The following is a 22515-nucleotide window of genomic DNA, read 5'->3' on the forward strand; positions in this document are numbered from 1 at the left end:
GCGGCCCCGGTCCTCCCGGCGTCCCCGCGACGGTGTGTTCCGCGGACGGGCAGGGGCGATCACGTCCGCCGGGCGAGGGGCGCGTCGGGGACGGCCGCCGGAGCGGGGCACCCGCGCCGGCCGGACCGGTGCCGGGTGTACGCGTGCCGCCCCTGAGGCGTGGCGTGGCCGGCCCACGCCGCCCGCCGGGGCTTGCGCGGCCTTCGTGCGCTCGTTCAGCTCTCGCCCGGTTCGGATCGCGGAGGCGGTTCGAGACGGACGAGCCGGTACCCCTTGAACGCGTCGCTCCTCCGGCGGGACGCCGGCATCCGCCGTTTCGGCAGCCGCTCCTTCCGGCGGCCCAGGGCGCGGGCGGCGGCGATGAGTCCGTGGAGCCGGCTGTCGGCCCGTCTCAGGTGGTAGAAGGCGTCCCTCGTCATGCCCACGAGCGCTCCCGCCTCGACGATCGTCATGCCGTCGCGCAGCGCGGCGAGCACCACGCGCAGGGCCGCCGGGTTCGAGGTGACGTTCTGCTCCAGGTGGTGGGCCCGCGCCATCGCGGTGGCCGCGGACAGGGCCGCGTCGAACGACGGATCCCCGGCGCGCCAGGACAGGAGCAGGCTCTCCGGGACACCGGCCGCCGAGGCGCAGGCCGCGGTGTCCAGCCCCATGGCCGCCGCGCGGATCGCGTCGGCGCGGCGGAGGCTGTTCTCCTCGTCCACGGACAGGGTGCGGTGCAGGGCGCCGATCAGGTCCTGCTCCACCCCTTCGGCCGCGGTGAGCGCGGCCAGAAGGCTGTCGGCCGAAGCATCCCGCCTCGTCCCGGACCTCTCGTCCGCCGGCCGACCGTTCACGCCTCTGCCTTCCTGTGTGATGCGGATTTCCGAGCGGCGGTCAGTCGCCGCTCTCGTCGAGCAGTCGCCGCAGCTCGGCCTCGTCCTGCGGGGTCAGACCGTCGATGAACCGGGCCAGCACCGTGCTGCGGTCCCCGTCCTGGTCGAGCTCCCGGTGCATGCGCCGGGCCGTCAGTCCGTGGGAGTCCTCCAGCGGGAAGTAGACGTACCCCCGGCCGGCGGGGCTCCGGCCGATGACTCCCTTGTCGTGGAGCCGCCCGAGCAGGGTGGCCACCGTGGTCCGCGCCAGGGGCTGCGGGATCGCCGACCTGACCTGCGCCGCGGTCTGCGGTCCTCCGGCCGCCCAGAGCGCGGCGAGGACACTGCCCTCCAGCTCACCCGCCGGCCGGCGCTCACCCTCCATGTCCGCCATGGCACTGTCCCTCTCCCTGAAGTGGTCCGCAGGGAACCGGAACGGCTGCTGAGAGTGGGCACAACAGGCGTCCGGCTCCGGTGCCGGCCGTGTGCCCGAGCGGCACGGACCGGCAGTGGTCGACGGCTCATCCTCTCCCATGGGTCCGACGGCACCGGCCTCCCGCCCGCCCCCGGCCGGCTCGTCGCGCCGAGACGCCGTGGCCGGGTCACCGCCCGCCCCCGTCGTGCGGCCCGCCGGGGCGGGGGGCCGGGTCCTGCGCGCTGCCGTGCCTGCGGGGCACCAGACCGTTCCTGTGCACGAGCGCCACCATCTGGGAGCGGCTCCTGACGTCGAGTTTGGCCATCGCCCTGGTGACGTGGGTCTTGACCGTCAGCGGTGAGACGACCAGGCGGGCGGAGATCTCCTTGTTCTCCAGGCCGAGCGCGGCAAGGGCGACGACCTCGCGCTCCCGCGAGGTGAGCTGCCCGAACCTGTCCCGCGACTCCTCCAGTCCGCCGATGCCGATCAGCGGGAAGACCGTGTCGAGTACGCAGCGGGTGGCCGCCGACGAGAGGTGCGCGCCGCCCCGGGCGACGGTCCTGATCACCTCGGCGAGGTCCTCCGTGGACGACCCGGTCTCGAAGAACCCGCTGGCCCCGGAGTTCAGGGAGCCGAGCACCCACTCCTCCGTGATGTGCTCGGCCAGCATCACCACGCGTACGCCGGCCAGTCCGGGCGTCCTCGTGATCATGCGGGAAGCCTCCATGCCGTTGATCCCCGCCACCCGGACGTTCATGAGGACGACATCGGGGCCCAGTTCGCGGGTGAGGCGAACGGCCTCCAGACCGCTCGCGGCGGCTGCGACGATCTCCAGGTCGGGTGCCCGGCCCACGAGGTCCCGGAGGCCGGACCCGGTGCCCGCCGCATCGTCGGCCAGCACTATGCGCAGCACCATCTGCCCCTTCGCTGAGTCATCGTCGTGAGCGCTCCTCCGGCCCCGCGTGCCCGGGCCGGGACGTCGTCCGTGCTGCCGGGCCCGGGGCGCTCCCGTTCCCGGAGCGTCGGCGCGCGGCCGGAGGGCCGCGGGCCCCCGGCGCGGGGTCCGCACCGATGAGCCGACAGCGCCTCGGTGCATGTAACTTGAGGCGTGACGACAGACCGGGCCGAGCAGGCGTCCTGACGCGACCTTCCGCGGAGGGAACAGGACCGTCTACTCGCGTGTAAACGGTCTACTTCACTGTAGACGATGGTTCGGGCGGACGTGCCGCGACCTGCCCGGCCCGTGTCCGCCGGCCGGGCCGGCGTCGACCGATTCCGGACCTGCGCCCCGCGCGCGGTCCTGCCTACCGAAGGACCACAGGTGCTGACTCCGCTGTTCGTTGTGCCTCTCCTGTTGCCGTTCCTCCTGGCACCGGCCGCGAACCGGGTGATGGCGTGGGCCCGCCCGGCCACCGCCCTGTGGATCCTCACGGCGGGCGCCACCGCGCTCGCCGTGGCCGGTGTGGTGTCCCTCGGCGCCCTCAGCCTGACCGGGCTGCTGCTCATACCGGCGTTCGCCAGGCTCGGAGAGCTCGTACACCCCCTGTGCACGCCGTCGGTTCCGCTGGTCGTCACCTGGGCGGTGCTGGCGTCCGGCACGCTGGCGTTCGGTGCCTGCGCGCTCGGACGGGCCGCCCTGCGGCACGGCCGTTCCCTGCGGGCGGCCCACCGTCAGGCCGCCTCCCTTCCGCTGGCGGGTGACCTGTGCGTCATCGACTCGCCCCACGCCGACGCGTACGCGCTCCCGGGCAGGCAGAACCGCATCGTGGTGACGACCGCGATGCTGCGGAGCCTGGAAGCCGCCGAGCGGGAGGTCCTGTTCGCCCACGAGCGGGCCCACAACGCGGGCCGCCACCACTACTTCCTCGCGTTCGCGGAGGTCGCGGCGCACTGCCACCCCGCGCTGAGAGCCGTACGCACGTCGATCCGGCTCTCGGTGGAGCGGGCGGCCGACGAGGCCGCGGCGGACGCCGTCGGGGACCGCCGGCTGGCCGCCAGGGCCGTCGCCCGCGCCGCCCTGGCCGGCCGTGACAGCCGGGGGTCCACCCGTCCCTACCTGGCCCCCGGCGTGGCGACCGGTCCCGTCCCGCGACGGGTCACCGCGCTGCTGAGGCCCCCTTCGCACTCCGCGCGGCGCCCCCGGGTGCTGGCGGTCGCCGTGGCCGTGGCGGCGCTGCTGTCCACGGGAGTCACGGTCGCGGGTGTCGTGCACATGGGCCATGAGGTGGGGGAGGCCCGGGGCGAGGTCGCGCGCTGACACCGCGCCCCGGGCCGCTGTCCGCCGGCCGTCCGCCGGTGGCGTTCTCACCTCCGGTCCGCCGCCGGTGCGCCGCCCGGCACAGGTGCCCGGCGGCCGAGCAGCGCGCGCGTGGCGGAGTGCCGCGGAGAGGCGAAGACCGAGGCCGTGCGCCCGGATTCGACCACACGGCCGCCGTCGAGCACGGTCAGCGTCTCGGTGTGCTCCGCCACCAGCGCCATGTCGTGGCCGATGACGACGAGCGCCATGGACCGCTCCTCCCGAAGCCGCCGGAGCAGCCCCATGACCGCCTCGCCGGTGGACGGGTCGAGGGCCGAGGTGATCTCGTCGCAGATCAGCACGTCCGGGCCCGCCGCGAGGGCCCTGGCGATGGCCACCCGCTGCCGCTGGCCACCGGAGAGCTCGTGCGGGTAGCGCCCGGACAGGTCCGGCGGAAGCCCGACCTGGAGCAGCAGACCGGCCGCCGACATACCGGCCGGCGCAGCGCCGGTCCCGCGGTGCAGTCGCAGGGGCCGGGCGAGGGTGCTGCCGACGGTGCGTTCGGGATTGAGCGCCCCGAGAGGGTTCTGTGTGACCAGCTGGACGCGGCGCCGCTGCTCCCTGCCGCGTCGGCGGAAGCCCGGGGCCAGGGCGTCGCCGTCCAGCCTGACCGTGCCCGAGGTGCTGCGTTGCAGGCCCACGAGGACGCGGGCGAGCGTGGTCTTGCCGCACCCGGAGGCGCCGATGACGCCCACCGCCGAAGCGTGCGGCACCGTCAGCCGGACGCCGTCCAGGGCCGGAGCGCCGCTCCGCCCCCGGGCGAAGCTCACGCCGATGTCCTCGGCGGCGAGCACGGGGACGCCGGACCCGCCCTCCGGCCCTCCGGCGGCAGGTGGTTCCGCGAGGGCGGGCCCGGCGCCGGCGACCGTCCGCCACGCGTCGGCAGGAGTGGTCCGTACGCGGTCGAGCCGCACCTCGTCGTCGGCGAACCGCGCCACCACTTCCGCGTCGTGGCAGCTGAAGGCCACGGCGACTCCGCGTTCCCGGGCCAGTCGCCGCACCAGCTCGGCGATCTCGTCGCGCAGGGCCGGGTCGAGCCCGGCGGTCGGCTCGTCCAGCAGCAGGACGGCGGGGTCGCGGGCCAGCGCACGGGCCAGTGCCACCCGGCGCACCTGGCCGCCGGAGAGCTCCCCGGCCCGCCGGGCGGCGAACTCCGGGCCGGTGGGCAGGCGGACCGCGGCCAGCAGGTCCGTCACCGCGCCCGGGGCCCGCCGCGGGCCCAGCTCCGTCAGGAGGGTACGGATCCGCAGTCCCGGATGGAGCAGCGAGGCGGGATCCTGTCCCACGTACGCGATCCTGTGGCGGCGCAGTTCGCGGCGTTCGCGCTCGGACAGGGCGAAGACGTCGTGCCCCAGCACCCGGACAGCGCCCGGTGACGGCACGGTGCCTTCCGGAACGTGCCCGAGGAAGGCGCGCAGGAGGGTGGTCTTGCCCGCTCCGGACGGCCCGGTGACCGCGACGAGGCGACCGGCGCGCAGGCTGAGCGAGGCCCCTTCCAGCAGGGGCGCGCCGTCGGCGCCCACCACGCGCAGTCCGCTCGCCTCGGCGACGGTGGCCGAGCCGGCGTCAGGCGCCGCTCCCGGTACGGCGGGGTTCGGGTTCACAGGGGGGATACCGCCTTCCGGCCGGTTCGCGGGACCAGGGTGGCCACCGCCAGGTTGACGCTCAGGGCGAGCAGGGCGATCGCGAGACCCGGTGCGACGACGGCCCAGGGGTTGAGCATGATCCCGGGGGAGTTCTCGCGGATCATCAGGGCCCAGTCGGCCGCTGGAGGCTGCGGACCGACCTGGAGGAAGCCGGCCATGGACACCACGTAGACGCCTTCGACGAATCTCAGCCCGAACAGGGCGAGGAGCGTATGGCGCAGGTTGGGCAGTATGTCGCGCACCACGAGGAACCAGAGCCGCTCACCGCCCGCGGCGGCCGACTCGACGAAGCCGGACGCGGCGACGGGGGCCGCGGCGTTGGCCGCCAGCCGGACGGCGTAGGGCAGCCCGAGGACCATCGCGGCGACGGCGACCGCCGGGCGGCCCCCGCCCGGCCAGGAAAGGGCCACGAGCATGATGCCCAGTACGGCGGGGAGCAGGATGAAGAGGTCGGCGGCGCGCTCCACCACGCGCCCGACCGCCGGGCGCAGGGCGCCGAGTGCTCCCAGCACGGCGGCCGCCGCCGTGACCACGACCGCGATCAGCAGGGCGGAGAGCACGAGTTCGCGGCCGCCCGCCAGCAGTCTGCCGAACACGTCACGGCCGAGCTGGTCGCCCCCGAGGAACGCCCCTTCGCCGGGCCCGGCGAAGGGCGCGGTCACCGGTGCGTCGATCGCGTGGGGCGCGATCCACGGGCCCGCCAGGGCGAGCAGCACGAGCGCGGCGGCGGGCAGGACGCGTGGCAGGACGGCTCCCGCCCGAGGTCCGGGCCGGACCGGCTCGGTGCCGCTCCGTCCCCGGGCGCGGTCCGGTCCGGGATGCATGGGCGGCCTCCGTGGGCGCTGTCGGACGCGGCGCGACGGCCTCGTCCGGGGGAGAGGGGTCATCGCCGGCCCACCGCCGGCAGATCGCGGACGGCGTCCGCCAGCAGCAGCACGGCGGTGATCACCGCACCCGCCAGCACCGTGACCCCGGCGATCACCGGGGTGTCGCGGTCGGCGACGGCCGAGGACAGGATCGAGCCCAGGCCCGGGTAGTTGAAGATGGTCTCCACCGCGACCGCCCCGCCCAGGAGCACACCGGACGAGGTGGCGATTCCGGTGGCGACCGACGGCAGCGCGCCGGGCAGCATGTGAAGGACCAGGACCCGCCAGGGCGGCAGCCCGTCGAGGACCGCCGCCTCGACGTGCGGGGCCCGTGCCTCGTCCGCCAGGGCGGCGCGGACGATCCGGGTGTTCCAGCCGGTCTGGGGGATGGTCAGGGCCAGCGCCGGCAGTATCAGCATGGTCCAGGAGGACGGAGTGCCGGAGGCGTCGGTGAGCGTGACGGCCGGAAGCCAGCCCGTCCACAGCGACAGCACCAGGACCAGGCCGGTCGCGACGACGAACTCCGGGATCGCGAAGACCGCCGTGGACGCCCCGGTGACGGTGCGGTCGAGGCGGCCCTCGGGCCGCAGCGCCGCCAGGCAGCCCAGGATGAGGGCGAGCACCAGGGTCAGGAGCAGCGCGGTGCCGCTCAGCAGCAGGGTGTTGGGGAAGGCGGCGGAGACCATGTCCGTGATCCGCTCCCCGTGGGCGGAGGTGCCCAGGTCTCCCGTCGGCAGACCGGTCATCCAGTCCAGGAAGCGGTGCGCGACCGGCCGGTCCAGTCCCAGTGCCGCCCGCCGCGCGGCCAGGTCCGCGGCGCTCTCGCCCCGTTCGGCGGTGGCGCTCGCGGCGTCCCCGGGCAGCAGCTCGACGCCGGTGAAGACCAGGGCGAGGAGGGCCGCGAGGAGTGCGGCACGCCGCAGGACGACCAGGCCGGCACGGTTCAGCAGGCGCAGGGCCGTGCGCCCGCCCCTCCGGCCCCGCGCGCCCGGCGCGGGGGTGCCGGAGGGCGCGCTCGTCACGGGTCTCAACTCGCCAGCCACGCCTTCTCGAGCTGGACACGGCCGTACCCGGGCAGCGTCGGCAGGCCGTGGACCGCGGACCTGGCCAGGTCGATCCCGTCGGCCACGCCCCACAGGAGGTACCCGGAGTCGTCGTACTCGATCCGCTGGAGCCGCCTGAGCAGTTCGGTGCGCTCGGCGGCGTCGGCGGTGCCGATGGCCTTCTCGTACGCGGTGTCGAAGGCCGCGTTCCGCCAGCCCGCCTCGTTCTGCCCGCTGCCGGACACCATCGTCTTGCTGGCGAAGAAGACGACGGAGTCGTTGGTCCCCCAGTAGCTGGTGTAGAGGTCGCCCTTGAGCCAGGTCCTGTCCCAGAACGTGGCCGAGTCCTGCTTGACCACCTTCACCCGGACGCCGGCCTCGCGGACCTGGGTGGCGAACAGGGCGGCCGATTCCGCCAGGCCGGAAATGTCCTCCGTGGTGCGCAGTTCGTACGTCCTGGAGAGGTCGAAGCCGGACTCGGCCAGCAGCTTCCTCGCCCGTGCGAGATCGCGGGTCCGCTGGGGGACGGACGTGTCGTAGGCGGGGTCGCCGGTGCCGAGGATGTCGTTGCCGACCGTGCCGTAACCGGACAGCACCTGGCCCACCATGGCCTCGCGGTCGACGGCCAGCCGCAGTGCCTCGCGCACTTTCGGATCGGCGAAGGGGCCGTCGGCGGTGCGCATGACGATGGGCATCGACATGTCGTCGGGGCGGCGGACGACGGTGATGTCCTTGCGCCCCTCGGCCGTACGGGCGGCGACCGCACCCGCGTTGGAGGCGAGGTCGATCTGGCCGGAGAGCAGTGCGTTGGCCATCGCCTGCGGGTTCTCGAAGATCTTCACCTCGATGGCGTCGAGGTGGACCTCGCCGCCGTACCAGTCGTCGTTGCGGACCAGGCGGGCGTTGCCCGAGCGGAACCAGTCGAGGGTGAAGGGGCCGGTCCCGGGCGCCTTCGCGATGTCCTCGTCGCGCGTGCCGTCCGGCACCACGAAGGTGGTGAGGCGGGTGAGGAGGGGCAGTTCGGCGTTGGGGTGGTCGGAGACCAGGACGACGGTGCCGGTCCCCTCGGCGGTGATGTTCTCCGCCCGGACCCCGGGCAGCCTCGACGCCCCGGAGGGTGTGGCGCGGAGCCGGCGGAGCGAGAACACGACGTCGGCCGCGGTGACCGGGGTCCCGTCGTGGAACGCCGCCCCCTCCGCGAGGGTGAACCTCCAGGTCCTGAGGTCGTCGGACGACTCCCACCGTGAGGCGAGGCGGGGCACGGTGTTGGGCTTCGCGCCGGGCACGGTCAGGGTGTCGTGGACGAGGCTCAGGATGAGGTAGTCGCTCTCGTTGGACTGGGTCCCGTGCGGGTCCCTCGTGATGGCGCCGACCCTGCCCAGGGCGCCGACCCTGAGGGTTCCGCCCTTCCGGGGCGTGGCGGAGCCGCCCAAGGGGCCGGCGGCCGGCCCCTCCGCCCCTCCGCCGCAGGCACTGAGCAGCGCGGTCGTGGCGAATACCCCGCCCAGACCCAGAATATGGCGCCTCGTCAGGTTCACGTGTTCCTCGGCTTCCGACAGCAGAACGTAAATTACTTAGGTTTGCCTATCCTAAAAATTCGAGGCCTCGCAATACTCAAACTGGAGTACTGCGCGCCGCGTGGATGCGAATTACGTTAGGTGTGGCTTACCTGACCGAGCCCGCCACCGGTGCCACCGGAACCGCGCCGGGCCCCGTCCGGCGGCGCAGCCGCGTATGCGCCGCCGACGCCTGCCCTCGCAAGCACCGCGCGCTCTCCCTCCACCCTTCGGCGCCCGCACGCGCCTTGAGAACGGATGGTTGATCATGTCGACCGCAGCCTCGCCTGTGCGTCAGCTCCACCCCGAAGCCGAGCGCGAACTCATGAACACGGCAAGGGAGTTGCTCCATACCTTCGGCGGTGACAGCTGTTCTCCCGGGCTGCTCGGCCGGATCCCGCACGCCGCGTCGGCGCTGAGCGCGGACATCCGGGAGGCGTGCCGGCCCGTGGACACACCCGACGGACTGTTCGTCATCCGCGGCATCGCCGTCGACGACGAGGAGGCCGGCCCCACCCCGCGCCACTGGTCGGACGCCGGGGACGCCGGAGCCGTCCTCGACGCGGCCCTGCTCCTGCTCTCCGCCCTGATGGGTACGCCGCTGGCCTGGGAGGGGCAGCAGGACGGGCGCTTCGTCCACAACATCGTGCCCTCGCCCGGGCACGAGGCCGAACAGACCGGAGCCAGCAGCAGCGTCCTGCTCAGCCCCCACACGGAGGACGCCTTCCACCCCGGCCGCGCGCACCTGCTGGTGCTCGGCTGTGTCCGCAACCACGACGCCGTGGCCACCACCGCCGCGTCCGTCGGGCGGACCCGGCTCGCGGAGGACGACCTGGAGCTGCTCGCCAGGCCCGTCCTGCCCATCCTCCCCGACGACGCCTACGCGCAGGCCCGGTCCTACCCCGGCGAGCCGCCCGCCGTCCCCACCGTGTGGCGGTCACCGCACGGGCCCACCCTGCGCTTCGATCCCGCCTACACCCCCGTGGACCGGGCGCCCGAGGACCACCGCGCGGCCTACGGAAGGCTTCAGGACGAGCTGGCGCGGGTCTCCGTCGCCGTCACGCTCGCCCCCGGTGACGTCCTCGTCGTCGACAACGACCTCGTCGTGCACGGCCGGGTCCCCTTCCGGGCACGCTACGACGGAACCGACCGCTGGCTGAAGCGTGCCTCGGTGCGGGTGCCGGAGCGGAGCACCCGCCCCGACACCGAACGCCTCGAACACGGCTACGGCCAGGCGGCGGTGGAGGCATGGTGACCGCGGCCGGCGTCCCCGGCCCGGTGGTCGTGCCGGGAGACGACGGCACGGAGCTGCGGATCCTCAGCACCAGCGACCTGGCCGGAGTCGACATCGCCCTGCCCGACGTCGTCGACGTGGTGGAGCAGGCGTACCGCACCCTCGCCGCCGGCGGCTCCGACAACCCGCGCAAACTCTCCGTCACGCCGGCGGACGGGCACTCGGTGGCCTACGCCATGCTCGGCCGCGACGGCACACGCGACGTGGTGGCCGTGAAGACCTCGTACAAGCACGGACTGCGCGAGGACCGCGACCGTCAGCACTACTACACGACGCTGACCCTGTACGACGACCGCAGCGGACTGCCCATCGCCCTGATGGACTGCGGCCGGGTGGGCGCCCTGCGCACCCCCGCGGTCTCCGCACTGCTCGCCCGCGAACTGGCGGCCCCCGGCAGCCGCAGCGCCCTCGTCATCGGTACCGGCACCCAGGGGCGGCTCGCCCTGCCCCTGCTGCTCACCACGATGCCGGACCTCGACCGGCTGATGCTGTGCGGCTCGCACCCGGACGGGATCCGCGCCGTGCGGGAGCAGTTGCACACCTGCTTCCCCGGGCGCGAGGTCGAGGTCGTCACCGACGCGCGCGCCGCCGCGGGGAGCGCGGACATCGTCCTCGCCACGGCCGGCCCGCACACCTCCGTCTCCGTGGAGGCGGACTGGCTGAAGCCGTCGGCCCTGTGCGTACTGGTCGGCTACGGCCTGGCCCCCTCCACCCTCCGGAGGGCGGACCGCGTCATCGCGACCAGCGCCGCCCAGATGCGCGTCACCGGAACGGACATGGCGGACGCGCGGGGCCGGATGCGTGACGTGGACGCCGAGTTCCCCGAGGTGCTGGCGGGGCGCGCCTCCGGACGCACCGACGCCGGCCAGAGCGTGTTCGCCTACAACAGCGGACTCGTCGTCACCGACATCGCGCTCGGCCACCGTCTCGCCCGGCTCGCGCTGGACCAGGGCCTCGGTACGGCGGTGTCCCTGTGGAGGTGACCCCGTCGCTCCCGGCCCGCACCACCCCCGAGGCCGAGGCCCTGCTGCACGGTGAGCTGCTGCCGGAGCTCGCCCACGCGCTGGGCCGCCCCTTCCACGTGCTGTTCCCCGAACGCTTCGACGCCAACGCCGCCGCCTTCCGCGAGGTGTTCACCGGTACGGGCGTCGACGGCCGGGTGTACTACGCCAAGAAGGCCAACAAGGCGGCGGCCTTCGCCGAACGGGCGGCCGACGCAGGACTCGGCGTGGACGTGGCGAGCCACGGCGAGGTGCGGGAGGCGCTGGCCGCGGGCGTGCGCGGCGAGGACCTGGTGGTGACCGGCCCCGCGAAGGCCGGTGAACTGCTGCGGGCCGCCGTCCTCCACGGGGCGCTGATCGCCGTGGACGCCCTCGACGAACTGCACCGGCTGCGCGCCCTCGCCGCCCGGCTCGGCCGCACGGCCAGGGTGCTGCTGCGCGTCCTTCCCCCGCACCGGTCGCACAGCAGGTTCGGACTGGACCCGCAGGAGATCCGGGAGGCCCTGGCACACTGCGGCGGGCCCGTGCGCCTGGAAGGGTTCAGCTTCCACCTGTCCGGCTACGACGTACGCCACCGGGCCGACCTGGCCGCCGAGCTCATCCGGCTGTGCCGGGCCGCCCGTGACCAGGGGCTCGGACCCGACCGCATCAGCATCGGCGGAGGCTTCGCCGTGGACTACGTCGACGGCGGGGCGTGGAGCGGCTTCCAGGAAAGCAGCCGGCCCGAACACTTCCACGCACGGCGCGAGTTCTCCGGCTTCTACCCCTACCACTCTCCCGTCGCCGGTGCCGAGGCGCTGCGCACGGTCCTCACCTCGACGCCCGCGGGGGAGCGGTCCACCCTCGCCGGACTGCTGCGCGAGAACGGCGTGTCCCTGCTGGCCGAGCCCGGCCGTGCCCTGCTCGACCAGGCCGGCTGCACCGTCTTCCGGATCCAGGGCGTCAAGGAGCGCGGCACGTACGCCGTCCTGACGGTGGACGGCACCAGCCTCAGCCTCTCCGAGCAGTGGTTCGGCAGCGAGTTCCTCCCGGAACCCGTGCTCGTACCGGTGGGCCGTGCGGCCGACGCCGGGGACACGCCGTTCCCGGCGTGCGTGGGGGCGGCGACCTGCCTGGAGAGCGACATGCTCACCTGGCGCAAGATCCCCTTCCCCTTCCGGCCGCGGACCGGCGACCTGCTCGTCTACCCCAACACGGCGGGCTACCAGATGGACTCCAACGAGTCCCCCTTCCACGACCTGCCGCTGCCGCCGAAGGTCCTGATCGAACCCTCGTCCCCCTACCGCTGGCGCCTCGACCGCCGCCACCCCTAGGAGCCAACCGTGGGCGACCCCCTGCACCGGCCCGCCATCGTCCGGACCCTGTCCGAACTCATCGGCGCCACACCGCTGTTCGAGCTGTGCCGCACCGAGAACGACTCCCGGCTGCTGCTGAAGCTGGAACAGTTCAACCCGACCGGCACCGCCAAGATACGTATGGCCCGGCAGATGATCGACGACGCCGAGCGGCGCGGACTGCTGCGTCCCGGCGGCCGGATCGTCGAGTCGACCTCCGGCAACACCGGGCTCGGCCTGTCCGTCATCGCCGCCGAACGGGGCTACACCTTCACCGCCGTCGTCGACAACCACGCGGCGGCCGACAAGCTGCGGGCCATGCGGGCCCTGGGCGCGGAACTGGTCCATGTGGCCGACGACGGCGACGGCGGGGAACTGGCCACCGCCGCCCGGGAGGAGCTGGCCGAGGCGCTGGCGAAGGGCCAGGACAACACCTACTTCACCGAGCAGCACAACAACCTCAGCAACGGGGAGGGCTACCGCCCCGTCGCCCACGAACTGGCCCGGGCGCTCGACGGCGACCTCGGCATCCTGGTGGGCGCCGTCGGCACCGGCGGCGGCCTCTGCGGAACGGCCCGTGAACTGAGGACCCTCATCCCCGGATTCACCACCATCGGCGTCGAGCCCAAGGGGTCGATCGCGTTCGGCGGGCCCGCGCACGACTACTACCAGTCGGGAACCGGCACACCCGAGGGCGCCGCACTCGGCGCCCTCGTCGACTTCGACCTCATCGACGAGGGCGTCAAGGTCGGCGACATCGAGGCGTTCGCCACCTGCCGGGCCGTGGCCAGGACCGGGCTGCTCATCGGGGGGTCCGCCGGTGGTGTCGTCCACGCGGCACTCGCACGCCTGCCGTCGCTGCCGCCCGGCACCACGGTGGTCGCCCTGGTCAACGACGGCGGGGAGAAGTACATGGACACCGTCTTCGACGACGACTGGATGAAGGCCCGCGGCCTCCTGGACCCCGCGGCGGAGCAGGACATCAGGGACCGGCTCGCCGGACTCCGCGGGAACCGGTAGACAAGGTGCTCACCACACTCCTGCGCGACAGCCGCGCCCTGGCGGCGCTCGCCGTCCCGCTCGTCCTCACCCAGCTCGCCCAGGTCGCCCTCACCACCACGGACACCGTGATGATGGGGTTCCTGGGCACCCGGGAACTGGCGGCGGGCGGCCTGGCCATCGTCGTCTTCAACCAGCTGCGCACCATGGGCGTCGGGCTGGTCACCGCCGTCGGCAACCAGGTCGCCGCAGCCGCCGCCCACGCCGAACGGCCGGCCGGGTCCGGTGACGGCTCCGGGAGCGCCGCCCGGAAGGAGTCCGACGCCCAGGTGCGCGGCATCGTCCGGGCGGCGCTGGCCCTGGCCACCCTCGCGGGGATCGCCGGAGCGGTCCTGATGGTCCTGGCCGGACACCTCCTTCCCCGGCTCGGCCAGGACGCCGAGGTCGCCGCCCTGGCCCGGACCATGCTGTACGCGCTGGCCCCCGGACTCCTGCCCTGCCTCTGGTTCCAGGTCATCCGCCAGTTCACCGTCGGCATGCGGCGCCCCCAGGCGCTGCTGCGGATCACCCTCGCCTCCGTGGCCGTCAACGCGGGCCTCAACTGGGTCCTCCTCCACGGCACCTGGGGACTGCCCCGCTCGGGACCGGCCGGCGTGGGCATCGCGACGTCCAGCGTGTACCTGCTGACCTGCGTCGCCCTGTACGCCTCGGTGAGACGCGACGCCGCGCTCGGCCCGCTCCTCGGCGCGGACATCGGGAGAGCCGACGCGGCCGTCGTCGTACGGCTGCTCCGCCTGGGCGTGCCCATCGCGGCGACGTACGGTTCGGAAGCCGGTTTCTTCTCGCTCACCGCGCTCATGGCCGGCACCTTCGGCCCCGCCGCGCTGGCCGCCCACACCGCCGTCAACCAGCTCGTCTACATCGTCTTCCAGGTCGCCGTCGGCCTCTCGCACGCCGCCTCCGTCAACGTCAGCCACGAGCTGGCGCTCCACCGCTACGACGCCGCCCGCCGGCTCAGGAACACCGCGCTGGCGTGCGCGGCCGCCGTCATGACCGTCGTCGGCGCGGTCTACCTCTGCCTGCCGGGCCCCGTACTCGCCCCCTTCCTGGAGTCAGGGCCGGGCGACGCGAGGGTGATCGCGACCCAGCTGCTCGTCGTCACGGCCTTCCTCCAGTTCTTCGACTGCGCCCAGAACATCGGCGTCGGACTCCTGCGGGGCCTCGACGACACGAAGAGCGGTTTCCGCATCACCCTCGTCGGCTACTGGCTGGTGGGGCTCCCCGCCTCCTGGCTCCTGGCCTACCCCCTGGCGCTGGACACCCTGGGCATCTGGCTCGGCCTCCTCGCGGGTCTGGCCACCACCGCCGTGCTCCTGCTCCGCCGCTACTCCGCGTCGCTCTCCGCCCTGGCCGGCGGGCGGGAGACCCCGGCCACATTCCGGGCGGCCTGAACCGGCCGGCTGCGCACCGCGCGCCCCGGACGGCGGCGGGGGAGAGCCGCGACGCGGCCGCCCCGGATCCGGACGGAGCCCGTCCGGTGCCCCGTCTCTCTCCCCGAGACGCGTCTCACCATGTGAAACGTAGGTTTGACATTAGATGCGCTTATGGTCAATAAAGGTGATGCTTTGGCCACTTATTCACGTCCTGTTCCCAGGTGCTGTGAGGGCCGCCCCGCCTAGATGAATGAGTGCTGCCGTGTCCCACCCCGCCCCCGACCGCGCATCCGTCGATCCGGCGGAGGAGTGGGACGCCTGGCGCGCCGAGCGCCACCGCGCGCTCACGTCCCCGACCGGCAACCTCGCCCTCGTCGAGACCCGCTGGGCCCCCGCGGGCGAGGTCCCGGACGCCGAGGGGGCCGCCGCGGGCGCGCCGGACGGCGTGACCGTCACCACGCTCCGGCGCACCGACCTGGTCACCGGCGAGGCCGAGCACGGCCTGCGCTTCTGGGACGCGGCCTCGCCCGCCATCCGCCGCTTCGACCGCGTCGACGCCTTCCCCTACGACCCCGCCTGGGTCCTGGAGGCCTCCTACACGCCTGTCCCCGGGGCCCGGCGCATCGCTTTCGAGCACATCCGGGACAACGGCGGCAGCCGCGACCTGGTCGTCCCCGGCGACATCACGCTCACCGTCGACGGCCGCGCGTACACACTCAGCGCCTTCGACGACGACGGCACCCTGCTGCTCGTCTTCGGGGACCCGACCAACGGTGACACCACCTACGGGGCCGGGCGCTTCCTCTTCGTGCGGCGTACGGACGACGAGAGCCGGGTCGTCCTCGACTTCAACCGTGCCTTCGTACCGCCCTGCGGATTCTCCGATCAGTACAACTGTCCGATGCCGCCGCGGCAGAACCGCTTCCACCTGCCCGTCGAGGCCGGCGAGAAGCTCCCCGTCCTCCGCGACGGCTCCGACGCCCAGCACTGATCACTCCCGCAGCCCCACCGCACGGAAAGAGCCCGACCTCATGAGCACCAAGAAGAACGCCCTGTACGGCACCGCCTCCGTCGCCGCCCTCGCCGTGGCCCTGACCGCCTGCTCCGGCGGCTCCGGCGGTTCCGGCGCCTCGGGCGGCACCTGGGACAAGGACGCGGTCGTCAGCATCGGCTCCCTCTACGAACCGCAGAACCTCGACAACACCGCGGGCGGCGGCCAGGGCGTCACGGAGGCGCTCAACGGCAACGTCTACGAAGGCCTGTTCAGGCTCACCGACGACGGCAAGGTCGACAAACTCCTCGCCCAGGACTACGAGACCAGCGCCGACGGCCTCACGTACACCTTCACCCTGCGCGACGGCGTGACCTTCCACAGCGGCAAGGAACTCACCAGCCAGGACGTCAAGTACAGCCTGGAGAAGGTGACCGCGGACGACTCCCAGTCCGCCCGCAAGAGCAACCTCGAGGTCATCAAGGACATCGCCACCCCCGACGCGCGGACCGTGAAGATCACGCTGTCCAAGAAGTCGATCTCCTTCGTCTACAACCTCTCCTACGTCTGGATCATCAACTCCCAGGCGAAGAACCTGAAGACGACCGAGGACGGCACCGGCCCGTACACCCTGAACAAGTGGACCCGCGGTTCCGCGCTGAGCCTGAACCGCTTCGCCGGCTACTGGGGCGACGCCGCCGCCAACAAGCAGGTCGTCTTCCACTACTACAAGGACGCCTCGGCGCTGAACAACGCCCTGCTGACCAACGCCGTGGACGTGGTCACCAGCGAGCAGTCGCCCGACGCCCTGGAGCAGTTCAAGAGCAACGGCGACTACCAGGTGAACGACGGCGACTCCACCACCAAGCTGCTCCTCGCCTTCAACGACAAGGCCAAGCCCTTCACCGACGTCAAGGTGCGCCAGGCCGTCTCCGCCGCCATCGACGACAAGAAGCTCCTGGAGTCCGTCTGGGGCGGATACGGCAAGGAGATCGGCTCCATGGTGCCGCCCACCGACCCCTGGTACGAGGACCTCACCGACGTCAACGCCTACGACGTGGCGAAGGCCGAGAAGCTCCTCGCCGAGGCCGGCTACGCCAAGGGCTTCAGCTTCACCCTCGACACACCGAACTACGACCCGCACCCCACGGCCGCGACCTTCATCAAGTCCCAGCTCGCCAAGGTCGGCATCACCGTCAAGATCAACACGATCACCCCGGACGAGTGGTACACGAAGGTCTACAAGAACCACGACTTCTCGGCCACGCTCCAGGAGCACGTCAACGACCGCGACCTGGTCTGGTACGGCAACCCCGACTTCTACTGGGGCTACGACAACCCGCAGGTCACCCAGTGGGTCGAGCAGGCCGAGGCGGCGTCCACCACCGCCGGGCAGACCGAGCTGCTGAAGAAGGTCAACCGGCAGACCGCCGAGGACGCCGCCAGCGACTGGCTGTACCTCTACCCGCAGATCGTCGTCGCGAACAAGAAGCTCTCCGGCTACCCGCTCAACGGCCTGAACTCCCAGTTCTTCGCCTACGACATCAAGAAGAAGGGCTGATGGCGCGCTATCTGCTGCGGCGGCTCGCGTTCCTCGCCGTCTCGCTGGCACTGGCGAGCGTGGTGCTGTTCGTGCTGCTGCGCATGCTGCCCGGCGACCCGGCCAACGCGCTCACCTCGGTCGGCGCCGGCCCCGAGCAGATAGCCGCGGCCCGCCGCTCCATCGGTTCCGACCGGCCGCTGCCCGAGCAGTTCACCCACTGGATCGGGCAGCTCGTCAGCGGGGACCTCGGTACCTCCTTCGTCAGTTCGCTGCCCGTGGGCCCCGAGGTCACCGCCCGGCTGAACGTCACCGTGCCGCTCACGCTCGCGGCGTTCGTCCTCGCCGTCCTGGTCGCCGTGCCCGCCGGATTCACCGCCGCGTACAAGCGGCACACCTGGTACGGCGGGCTGCTCAGCGGAGTGTCCCAGCTGGGCATCGCGATCCCCGTGTTCTGGCTCGGCATGATCCTCATCGCCGTGTTCGCGCTGAACGCGGGCTGGCTGCCCTCCGGCGGCTTCCCGCAGGACGGCTGGGCCGACCCCGCCGAGGCGGTCCGCTCCCTCGTCCTGCCGGTCGTGACCATCGCCCTCGTGATGAGCGCGTCCCTGATCCGCTACGTCCGCTCCGCCACCCTCGACGTCCTCGGCAGCGACCACCTGCGCACGGCACGCGCACTCGGCTCGTCGTTCGGCCGCGCCATGTGGCGGCACGGCCTGCGCAACGCCTCCGTGCCGGTGATCTCCATCCTCGGCATCGAACTCGCCTCGACCCTGCTCGGGGCCGTCGTCGTGGAGTCGGTGTACGCGCTCCCGGGCCTCGGCTCGATGCTCGCCACCGGCATCGCCCAGCACGACTACCCGGTCATCCAGGGCGTGCTGTTCGTCTCCACCCTCGCGGTCCTGGTGATCGGCTTCGTGGCCGACCTGGTCCAGCGGATCATCGACCCGCGCCTGCGCGGCCGGCTCTCGGGAGGCGCCCGATGACCGGGACGGACCCGCTCACCCCCACGAAGCGCCGCTCCCGGCGCTCCGCCACCCTCCTCGTCGGCTGCGTCCTCGCCGGTCTGATCGCGCTGCTGGCCGTCGTGTCGGTCTTCTGGCTGCCCTACGACGCCGACGACACCTCCGGCGGACGTCTCGCCGGGCCGGGCGGCGGCCATCTGCTCGGCACCGACAAACTGGGACGCGACCTGTTCGCCCAGGTGATGACCGGTTCCCGCATCGCCGTCGAGGCGGGGCTCGGCTCGGTGTCCATCGCCGCCGTCATCGGGGTCACCCTCGGCGTGCTCGCCGCGTTCGCCCAGGGCTGGATCGACGACACCCTCTCGGCGTTCCTGGACATCCTCATCGCCTTCCCGACGCTGCTGCTGGCGATGCTCATCGTCGCCGCGCGGTCGGCGACGCTCGGCTCGGCGGTCCTGGCGATCGGCCTCGCCCAGAGCGCGGTCGTGGCCCGGCTGGTACGCATCCTGGTCAAGCGGGTCCTCGCACAGGACTACATCACCGCCGCCCGCACCTCCGGCACCTCCTGGCCGCGTACGGTCCTCTCCCACCTGCTGCCCAACATCTGGCCCACACTGGTGGTCAACCTGGCTCTGCAGTTCGGGCTCGCCGTGCTCGCCGAGGCGGGGCTGTCCTACCTCGGTCTCGGAGCACCACCGCCCAACGCCTCCTGGGGCCGCATGCTCCAGGAGGCCCAGGCCACCTTCACCACGGCGCCGGCCGGCGCGCTCGCGCCCGGCATCCTGCTCGTACTGCTCGTCATCGGTGTGAACCTCATCGCCGACGGCCTGCGCGACACCCTCGACCCGGCCACCCGGCGGAGGCGCACGTGACTCTCCTCGACGTACGCGGACTCACCGTCCGGACCTCCGACGGCCTGACCCTGGTCGACGACCTGTCCTTCACGGTCGCCGGCGGCGAACGCCTCGGCCTCATCGGCGAATCCGGCTCCGGCAAGTCCCTGACGACCCTCGCCGTGCTCGGCCTGCTCCCCGACGGCATGACCGCCACCGGCAGCGTCGAGCTGGCCGGGACGCAGACGGTGGGCGCCCCCGAGAAACGGCTCACCGCCGTCCGAGGCCGCGACGCGGCTGTCGTCTTCCAGGAACCGCTGACCGCACTCGACCCGCTGATGCGGCTCGGACGCCAGATCGCCGAGCCGCTCGCCCGCCGCACCGGCCTCAGGGGCAGGCCCCTGCGCGAGGCCGTGCGGGCCGCCCTCGAACAGGTACGGCTCCCCGAACCCGACCGCATCGCACGGGCCTTCGCCCACGAGATCTCCGGCGGACAGCGCCAGCGCGTCGCCCTCGCGATGGCACTGGCCTGCGAACCGAAGCTGCTCATCGCCGACGAGCCCACCACCGCCCTGGACGTGTCCGTGCAGGCGGAGATGCTGGAACTGATCGACGGCCTGGTCGAGGAACGGGAGATGGCCGTCCTGTTCGTCAGCCACGACCTCGCCGTCGTCGCCAAGGTCACCGACCGGGTGCTCGTCATGAAGGACGGCCAGGCCGTCGAGGAGGGCGCGGTCCACGGCATCGTGAGCGCGCCGCAGGAGGAGTACACCAGGGCCCTGGTCGCCAGCGCCCGGAAACTGGAGTCCGCCCTGGACCTGAGGAGCGCCCGATGACGCCCGTACTGGAGCTCGAGGACGCCGCGGTGCGCTACCGGGGGGCCGCGGCCGACGTGGTGCGCGACGTGTCCCTCTCCGTCGAGGCGGGGGAGAGCCTCGCACTGGTCGGCGAGTCCGGAGCGGGCAAGACGACACTGCTGCGCCTGCTGCTGGGCCTGGCCCGCCCCACCGCCGGAACCGTCCGCTTCGACGGCGCGGACCTGAACCCGCGCGCCCGGGAGCAGATGCGCCGCTTCCGGCGCAGCGTGCAGTGCGTCTTCCAGGACCCGTACTCCTCGCTCGACCCCAGCCGGCGGGTCGGCGCGATCGTCGCGGAACCACTGCGCTCCCTCGGCCTGGACACCCGCTCCTCCGCGGCGCCCAAGGTGGCGGCGGCGCTGGAACGCGTCGGCCTCCAGGCGGACGCCGTCGACCGCTACCCGCACGAGTTCTCCGGCGGACAGCGCCAGCGCATCGCCATCGCCCGCGCCACCGTCTGCGACCCCCGCGTCCTGCTGGCCGACGAGCCGGTCAGCGCGCTGGACGTCACCACCCGGGTGAAGGTCGTCGACCTGCTGGCCGAGCTGAAGCAGGAGCGGGGGCTGACCCTGGTGATGGTCTCGCACGACCTGTCGGTCGTGGCCTCCCTGTGCGAGCGCACCGCCGTGCTGGAACGCGGACGGGTCGTCGAGCAGGGGACCACCGCCCAGGTGCTCGGCGAACCCGGGCACCCCTACACCCGCCGGCTCATCGAGAGCGTGCCGCGACTGCCCGCCTGACGGGGACTCCCTCGCCCGGACGGTCACCGGTGGCGGCCCGGGGCGGCGCCGGGACGACACCGGGCCGGCCGGTACGGGGACCCCCGTACCGGCCGGCCCGGTGTGTCCTCACCGCTGCTCGGCGGCAGCCGTCCGCCTCCGGACGGCGTAGACGATCCCGCCGCCCGCGAGCAGTGCCGCGGCCGAGGCGCCCACCACGGGGAGGGTGGAGTCCGAACCGGTCGCCGCCAGGCCTCCGTCCACCGTCCGCGTGCCGGGACCGCCGTCCGTGGAGCCGCCGGACGTGGACGAGGAGGCCGCCGAGGCGGCGTCCGAACCCCCGGAGGAGCCGCCGGTGGCAGCCGTGCCGCCCGTGGCCGAGGAGCCCGCGGCGGACGACCCGCCCGTGGAGGAGCCGTCCGTGGAGGAGCCGTCCGTGGAGCCGTCCGTCGTGCCGGAACCGGCGTTGACCACGATGTCGGCGGTGTCGTTGGCCGCGTTCCTGTCGAACGGCCTGTCGGTCCCGTCGAACGAGACCTTCCCGGTCGCGCCCTCGACGACCTTGTCGATCCGCAGGACGAAGGGGTACTCCTCGCCGCGCTCCTCGTCCACCCACGACTGCGAAGTCCCGCAGCTGTAGTGGGTCCTGGTGACGGGCGTGCAGAAGTCGTGCGCCTTCACGACCGAGGTGCCCGGCGGGATCCGGACGTCGACGGTCGCGGCGGACCGGCCCGGCTCGCGGTAGACCCAGGCCGGGCCCTCGTTGGCGAACGTCACGGTCGCGGTGACCTCGTCACCGGCCTTGCCCTTGAGCTGGGCGCCGGTCAGCGCGAAGTCGGCCGTGTTCACCGCGGTGACGTCGGAGGAGGCGGAGTCCTCGTCGTGGTCCGCCCGGTCGGCATCCGTCGCCGGGGCCTTCTCGACCAGCTTCAGAGGGGCGCCCGTGCCGGGCACGGGGTCGCTCCCGCCCCCGTCGGACGGTCCGGGCTCCGTGGCCTCGACGGTCATGGACAGGTTGTCGTACAGCGCCCTGTCCAGGGCCTTGAGCCCGAGGGGGTGCTCCGGCACGTAGACGACGCCGGGCTTCAGCGGCTGGTCGACGGCGCACACCGCGAGCTCCCTCGCGGGCGCCTCGTCGTGGGCGGGCTCCTTCGAGTAACGGCAGTTGGAGTACGAGTCGGCCGCCGTGAGGCCCGAGGTGACGGAGTACGTCACCCACACCTTCCCCACGTCGTCGGTGCCCTTGTTCAGCAAGGAGAACGGCACGTCGACACCGCTGCCGGGCCGCACGTCCGTGATCGGCGCCAGGGGGCCGATCCCGAGATCCGGCTCCGCGGCGGAGGCGGGCACGACGGCGATTCCGGTCAGCACGGTGGCGGCGAGTACGCCGACGGCGCCGCGCGCGAGCCGGCGGCCGGGAAGGGGGTGGGTCATAGAGGTTCCTCATGACGTGTGGGGGGACAAGGGCCGTCTCCGAAAGAACACTTACACCAATAGCAGACGCAATCCGCGGCCGAATGGTTGTACCCCGGACGCCCCGATCGCCGGGCCCGACCCATCGCGCCGGGCGGACGGACGGCGTCGTGCAGCCGCCCTCCGCCGCCTTCCCGGGGGCTCGCCCGAGCGGTCAACTCGCCTGTTTCCGCAGCCCGGACGACGTGTGACGATCCCGGGCCCGCCCGGGCGCGGCGGGTGCCGAGCGCGGGAGGAAGGGGGCGCGCCGTACGCACCCGGGTGCGGCCAGGTCCGGCGTCGGAGGGTTGCGAAACGTGAAGTCGCTGTGAACGACGTGCGACCGGCGGTGTGGAGGGCGGGGTGGCCTGGTGAGCGGGCGGCACGTGCCGGATCCGTCGCTCCCGGGGGAAGACGCGTCGAT

20 protein-coding genes are annotated in these 22515 nt (G+C 73.2%); 12 read left to right on the plus strand and 8 right to left on the minus strand.

Annotated elements, in window-relative coordinates:
* Positions 1–215: 215 nt before the first annotated feature.
* From ACFVS9_RS28570 to ACFVS9_RS28580, 3 genes are all read right to left on the minus strand, one after another.
* On the minus strand, positions 216–833 hold the full coding sequence (locus tag ACFVS9_RS28570; protein ID WP_389936919.1) for a hypothetical protein: 618 nt from the start codon (positions 831–833) through the stop codon (positions 216–218).
* Positions 834–873: 40 nt separating this feature from the next.
* On the minus strand, positions 874–1245 hold the full coding sequence (locus tag ACFVS9_RS28575) for a BlaI/MecI/CopY family transcriptional regulator (protein WP_383118232.1): 372 nt from the start codon (positions 1243–1245) through the stop codon (positions 874–876).
* Between the two features lie 208 nt (positions 1246–1453).
* Positions 1454–2182, minus strand: coding sequence for a LuxR C-terminal-related transcriptional regulator (locus tag ACFVS9_RS28580; RefSeq protein WP_383118231.1), 729 nt, complete (start codon positions 2180–2182; stop codon positions 1454–1456).
* Positions 2183–2608: 426 nt separating this feature from the next.
* Between ACFVS9_RS28580 and ACFVS9_RS28585 the strand changes: the two genes are divergently transcribed.
* Positions 2609–3523 (plus strand): M48 family metalloprotease, encoded by a 915-nt coding sequence (locus ACFVS9_RS28585; protein WP_383118230.1) that lies wholly within the window; start codon positions 2609–2611, stop codon positions 3521–3523.
* Positions 3524–3570: 47 nt separating this feature from the next.
* On the opposite strand, the gene ACFVS9_RS28590 is transcribed toward ACFVS9_RS28585, so the two are convergent.
* From ACFVS9_RS28590 to ACFVS9_RS28605, 4 genes are read right to left on the minus strand one after another with little or no spacing between them, the layout of a single operon-like run.
* On the minus strand, positions 3571–5166 hold the full coding sequence (locus ACFVS9_RS28590) for an ABC transporter ATP-binding protein (protein ID WP_389936924.1): 1596 nt from the start codon (positions 5164–5166) through the stop codon (positions 3571–3573).
* Positions 5163–6032 (minus strand): ABC transporter permease, encoded by an 870-nt coding sequence (locus ACFVS9_RS28595; RefSeq protein ID WP_383118228.1) that lies wholly within the window; start codon positions 6030–6032, stop codon positions 5163–5165. Before ACFVS9_RS28595 ends, ACFVS9_RS28590 begins: the two co-directional genes overlap by 4 nt.
* 59 nt (positions 6033–6091) lie before the next feature.
* Positions 6092–7096, minus strand: a complete 1005-nt coding sequence (locus ACFVS9_RS28600; RefSeq protein ID WP_389936927.1) for an ABC transporter permease — start codon at positions 7094–7096, stop codon at positions 6092–6094.
* 5 nt (positions 7097–7101) lie between these two features.
* Positions 7102–8655, minus strand: coding sequence for an ABC transporter substrate-binding protein (locus ACFVS9_RS28605; RefSeq protein ID WP_389936930.1), 1554 nt, complete (start codon positions 8653–8655; stop codon positions 7102–7104).
* Positions 8656–8941: 286 nt separating this feature from the next.
* Between ACFVS9_RS28605 and ACFVS9_RS28610 the strand changes: the two genes are divergently transcribed.
* The 11 genes from ACFVS9_RS28610 (at position 8942) to ACFVS9_RS28660 (ending at position 20660) form a co-directional block, all read left to right on the plus strand.
* The gene (locus ACFVS9_RS28610; RefSeq protein WP_389936933.1) at positions 8942–9928 is read left to right on the plus strand and encodes a TauD/TfdA family dioxygenase; all 987 of its coding nucleotides are present in this window, start codon (positions 8942–8944) and stop codon (positions 9926–9928) included.
* Positions 9922–10950 carry an ornithine cyclodeaminase family protein gene (locus ACFVS9_RS28615; protein ID WP_389936936.1) on the plus strand — a complete coding sequence of 343 codons (1029 nt, stop codon included), beginning with the start codon at positions 9922–9924 and terminating at the stop codon, positions 10948–10950. Before ACFVS9_RS28610 ends, ACFVS9_RS28615 begins: the two co-directional genes overlap by 7 nt.
* Positions 10947–12281 carry an alanine racemase gene (locus ACFVS9_RS28620; RefSeq protein ID WP_389936939.1) on the plus strand — a complete coding sequence of 445 codons (1335 nt, stop codon included), beginning with the start codon at positions 10947–10949 and terminating at the stop codon, positions 12279–12281. The genes ACFVS9_RS28615 and ACFVS9_RS28620 overlap by 4 nt, the downstream gene beginning before the upstream one ends.
* Positions 12282–12290: 9 nt before the next feature.
* Positions 12291–13322 (plus strand): cysteine synthase family protein, encoded by a 1032-nt coding sequence (locus tag ACFVS9_RS28625; protein WP_389936942.1) that lies wholly within the window; start codon positions 12291–12293, stop codon positions 13320–13322.
* 5 nt (positions 13323–13327) lie between these two features.
* Complete coding sequence (locus tag ACFVS9_RS28630; protein WP_389936945.1) at positions 13328–14752, plus strand: MATE family efflux transporter; 1425 nt, start codon at positions 13328–13330, stop codon at positions 14750–14752.
* A 232-nt stretch (positions 14753–14984) separates the two neighbouring features.
* Entirely contained in the window at positions 14985–15725 is a 741-nt protein-coding gene (locus ACFVS9_RS28635) for a DUF1684 domain-containing protein (protein WP_383118220.1), read from the plus strand.
* A 40-nt stretch (positions 15726–15765) separates the two neighbouring features.
* Positions 15766–17286, plus strand: a complete 1521-nt coding sequence (locus ACFVS9_RS28640; protein ID WP_383118219.1) for an ABC transporter substrate-binding protein — start codon at positions 15766–15768, stop codon at positions 17284–17286.
* Complete coding sequence (locus ACFVS9_RS28645) at positions 17286–18251, plus strand: ABC transporter permease (RefSeq protein ID WP_389936949.1); 966 nt, start codon at positions 17286–17288, stop codon at positions 18249–18251. Before ACFVS9_RS28640 ends, ACFVS9_RS28645 begins: the two co-directional genes overlap by 1 nt.
* The gene (locus tag ACFVS9_RS28650; RefSeq protein WP_389936952.1) at positions 18248–19102 is read left to right on the plus strand and encodes an ABC transporter permease; all 855 of its coding nucleotides are present in this window, start codon (positions 18248–18250) and stop codon (positions 19100–19102) included. Before ACFVS9_RS28645 ends, ACFVS9_RS28650 begins: the two co-directional genes overlap by 4 nt.
* Positions 19099–19899, plus strand: coding sequence for an ATP-binding cassette domain-containing protein (locus ACFVS9_RS28655; RefSeq protein WP_389936955.1), 801 nt, complete (start codon positions 19099–19101; stop codon positions 19897–19899). Before ACFVS9_RS28650 ends, ACFVS9_RS28655 begins: the two co-directional genes overlap by 4 nt.
* Positions 19896–20660 (plus strand): ABC transporter ATP-binding protein, encoded by a 765-nt coding sequence (locus ACFVS9_RS28660; RefSeq protein WP_383118215.1) that lies wholly within the window; start codon positions 19896–19898, stop codon positions 20658–20660. The genes ACFVS9_RS28655 and ACFVS9_RS28660 overlap by 4 nt, the downstream gene beginning before the upstream one ends.
* Before the next feature lie 108 nt (positions 20661–20768).
* On the opposite strand, the gene ACFVS9_RS28665 is transcribed toward ACFVS9_RS28660, so the two are convergent.
* Positions 20769–22073, minus strand: a complete 1305-nt coding sequence (locus tag ACFVS9_RS28665; protein ID WP_389936958.1) for a peptidase — start codon at positions 22071–22073, stop codon at positions 20769–20771.
* Positions 22074–22515 lie beyond the last annotated feature (442 nt).

The sequence above is a fragment of the Streptomyces sp. NPDC058008 genome, from assembly GCF_042886395.1.
Classification (GTDB): domain Bacteria; phylum Actinomycetota; class Actinomycetes; order Streptomycetales; family Streptomycetaceae; genus Streptomyces.

Excerpts from the sequence above, each read along its gene's own strand:
- ACFVS9_RS28595 (WP_383118228.1), bottom strand. The coding sequence starts at position 6,032 with ATGCATCCCGGACCGGACCGCGCCCGGGGACGGAGCGGCACCGAGCCG.
- ACFVS9_RS28635 (WP_383118220.1), top strand. The coding sequence starts at position 14,985 with ATGAGTGCTGCCGTGTCCCACCCCGCCCCCGACCGCGCATCCGTCGAT.
- ACFVS9_RS28575 (WP_383118232.1), bottom strand. The coding sequence starts at position 1,245 with ATGGCGGACATGGAGGGTGAGCGCCGGCCGGCGGGTGAGCTGGAGGGC.
- ACFVS9_RS28660 (WP_383118215.1), top strand. The coding sequence starts at position 19,896 with ATGACGCCCGTACTGGAGCTCGAGGACGCCGCGGTGCGCTACCGGGGG.
- ACFVS9_RS28615 (WP_389936936.1), top strand. The coding sequence starts at position 9,922 with ATGGTGACCGCGGCCGGCGTCCCCGGCCCGGTGGTCGTGCCGGGAGAC.
- ACFVS9_RS28645 (WP_389936949.1), top strand. The coding sequence starts at position 17,286 with ATGGCGCGCTATCTGCTGCGGCGGCTCGCGTTCCTCGCCGTCTCGCTG.
- ACFVS9_RS28665 (WP_389936958.1), bottom strand. The coding sequence starts at position 22,073 with ATGACCCACCCCCTTCCCGGCCGCCGGCTCGCGCGCGGCGCCGTCGGC.
- ACFVS9_RS28640 (WP_383118219.1), top strand. The coding sequence starts at position 15,766 with ATGAGCACCAAGAAGAACGCCCTGTACGGCACCGCCTCCGTCGCCGCC.
- ACFVS9_RS28650 (WP_389936952.1), top strand. The coding sequence starts at position 18,248 with ATGACCGGGACGGACCCGCTCACCCCCACGAAGCGCCGCTCCCGGCGC.
- ACFVS9_RS28580 (WP_383118231.1), bottom strand. The coding sequence starts at position 2,182 with ATGGTGCTGCGCATAGTGCTGGCCGACGATGCGGCGGGCACCGGGTCC.
- ACFVS9_RS28610 (WP_389936933.1), top strand. The coding sequence starts at position 8,942 with ATGTCGACCGCAGCCTCGCCTGTGCGTCAGCTCCACCCCGAAGCCGAG.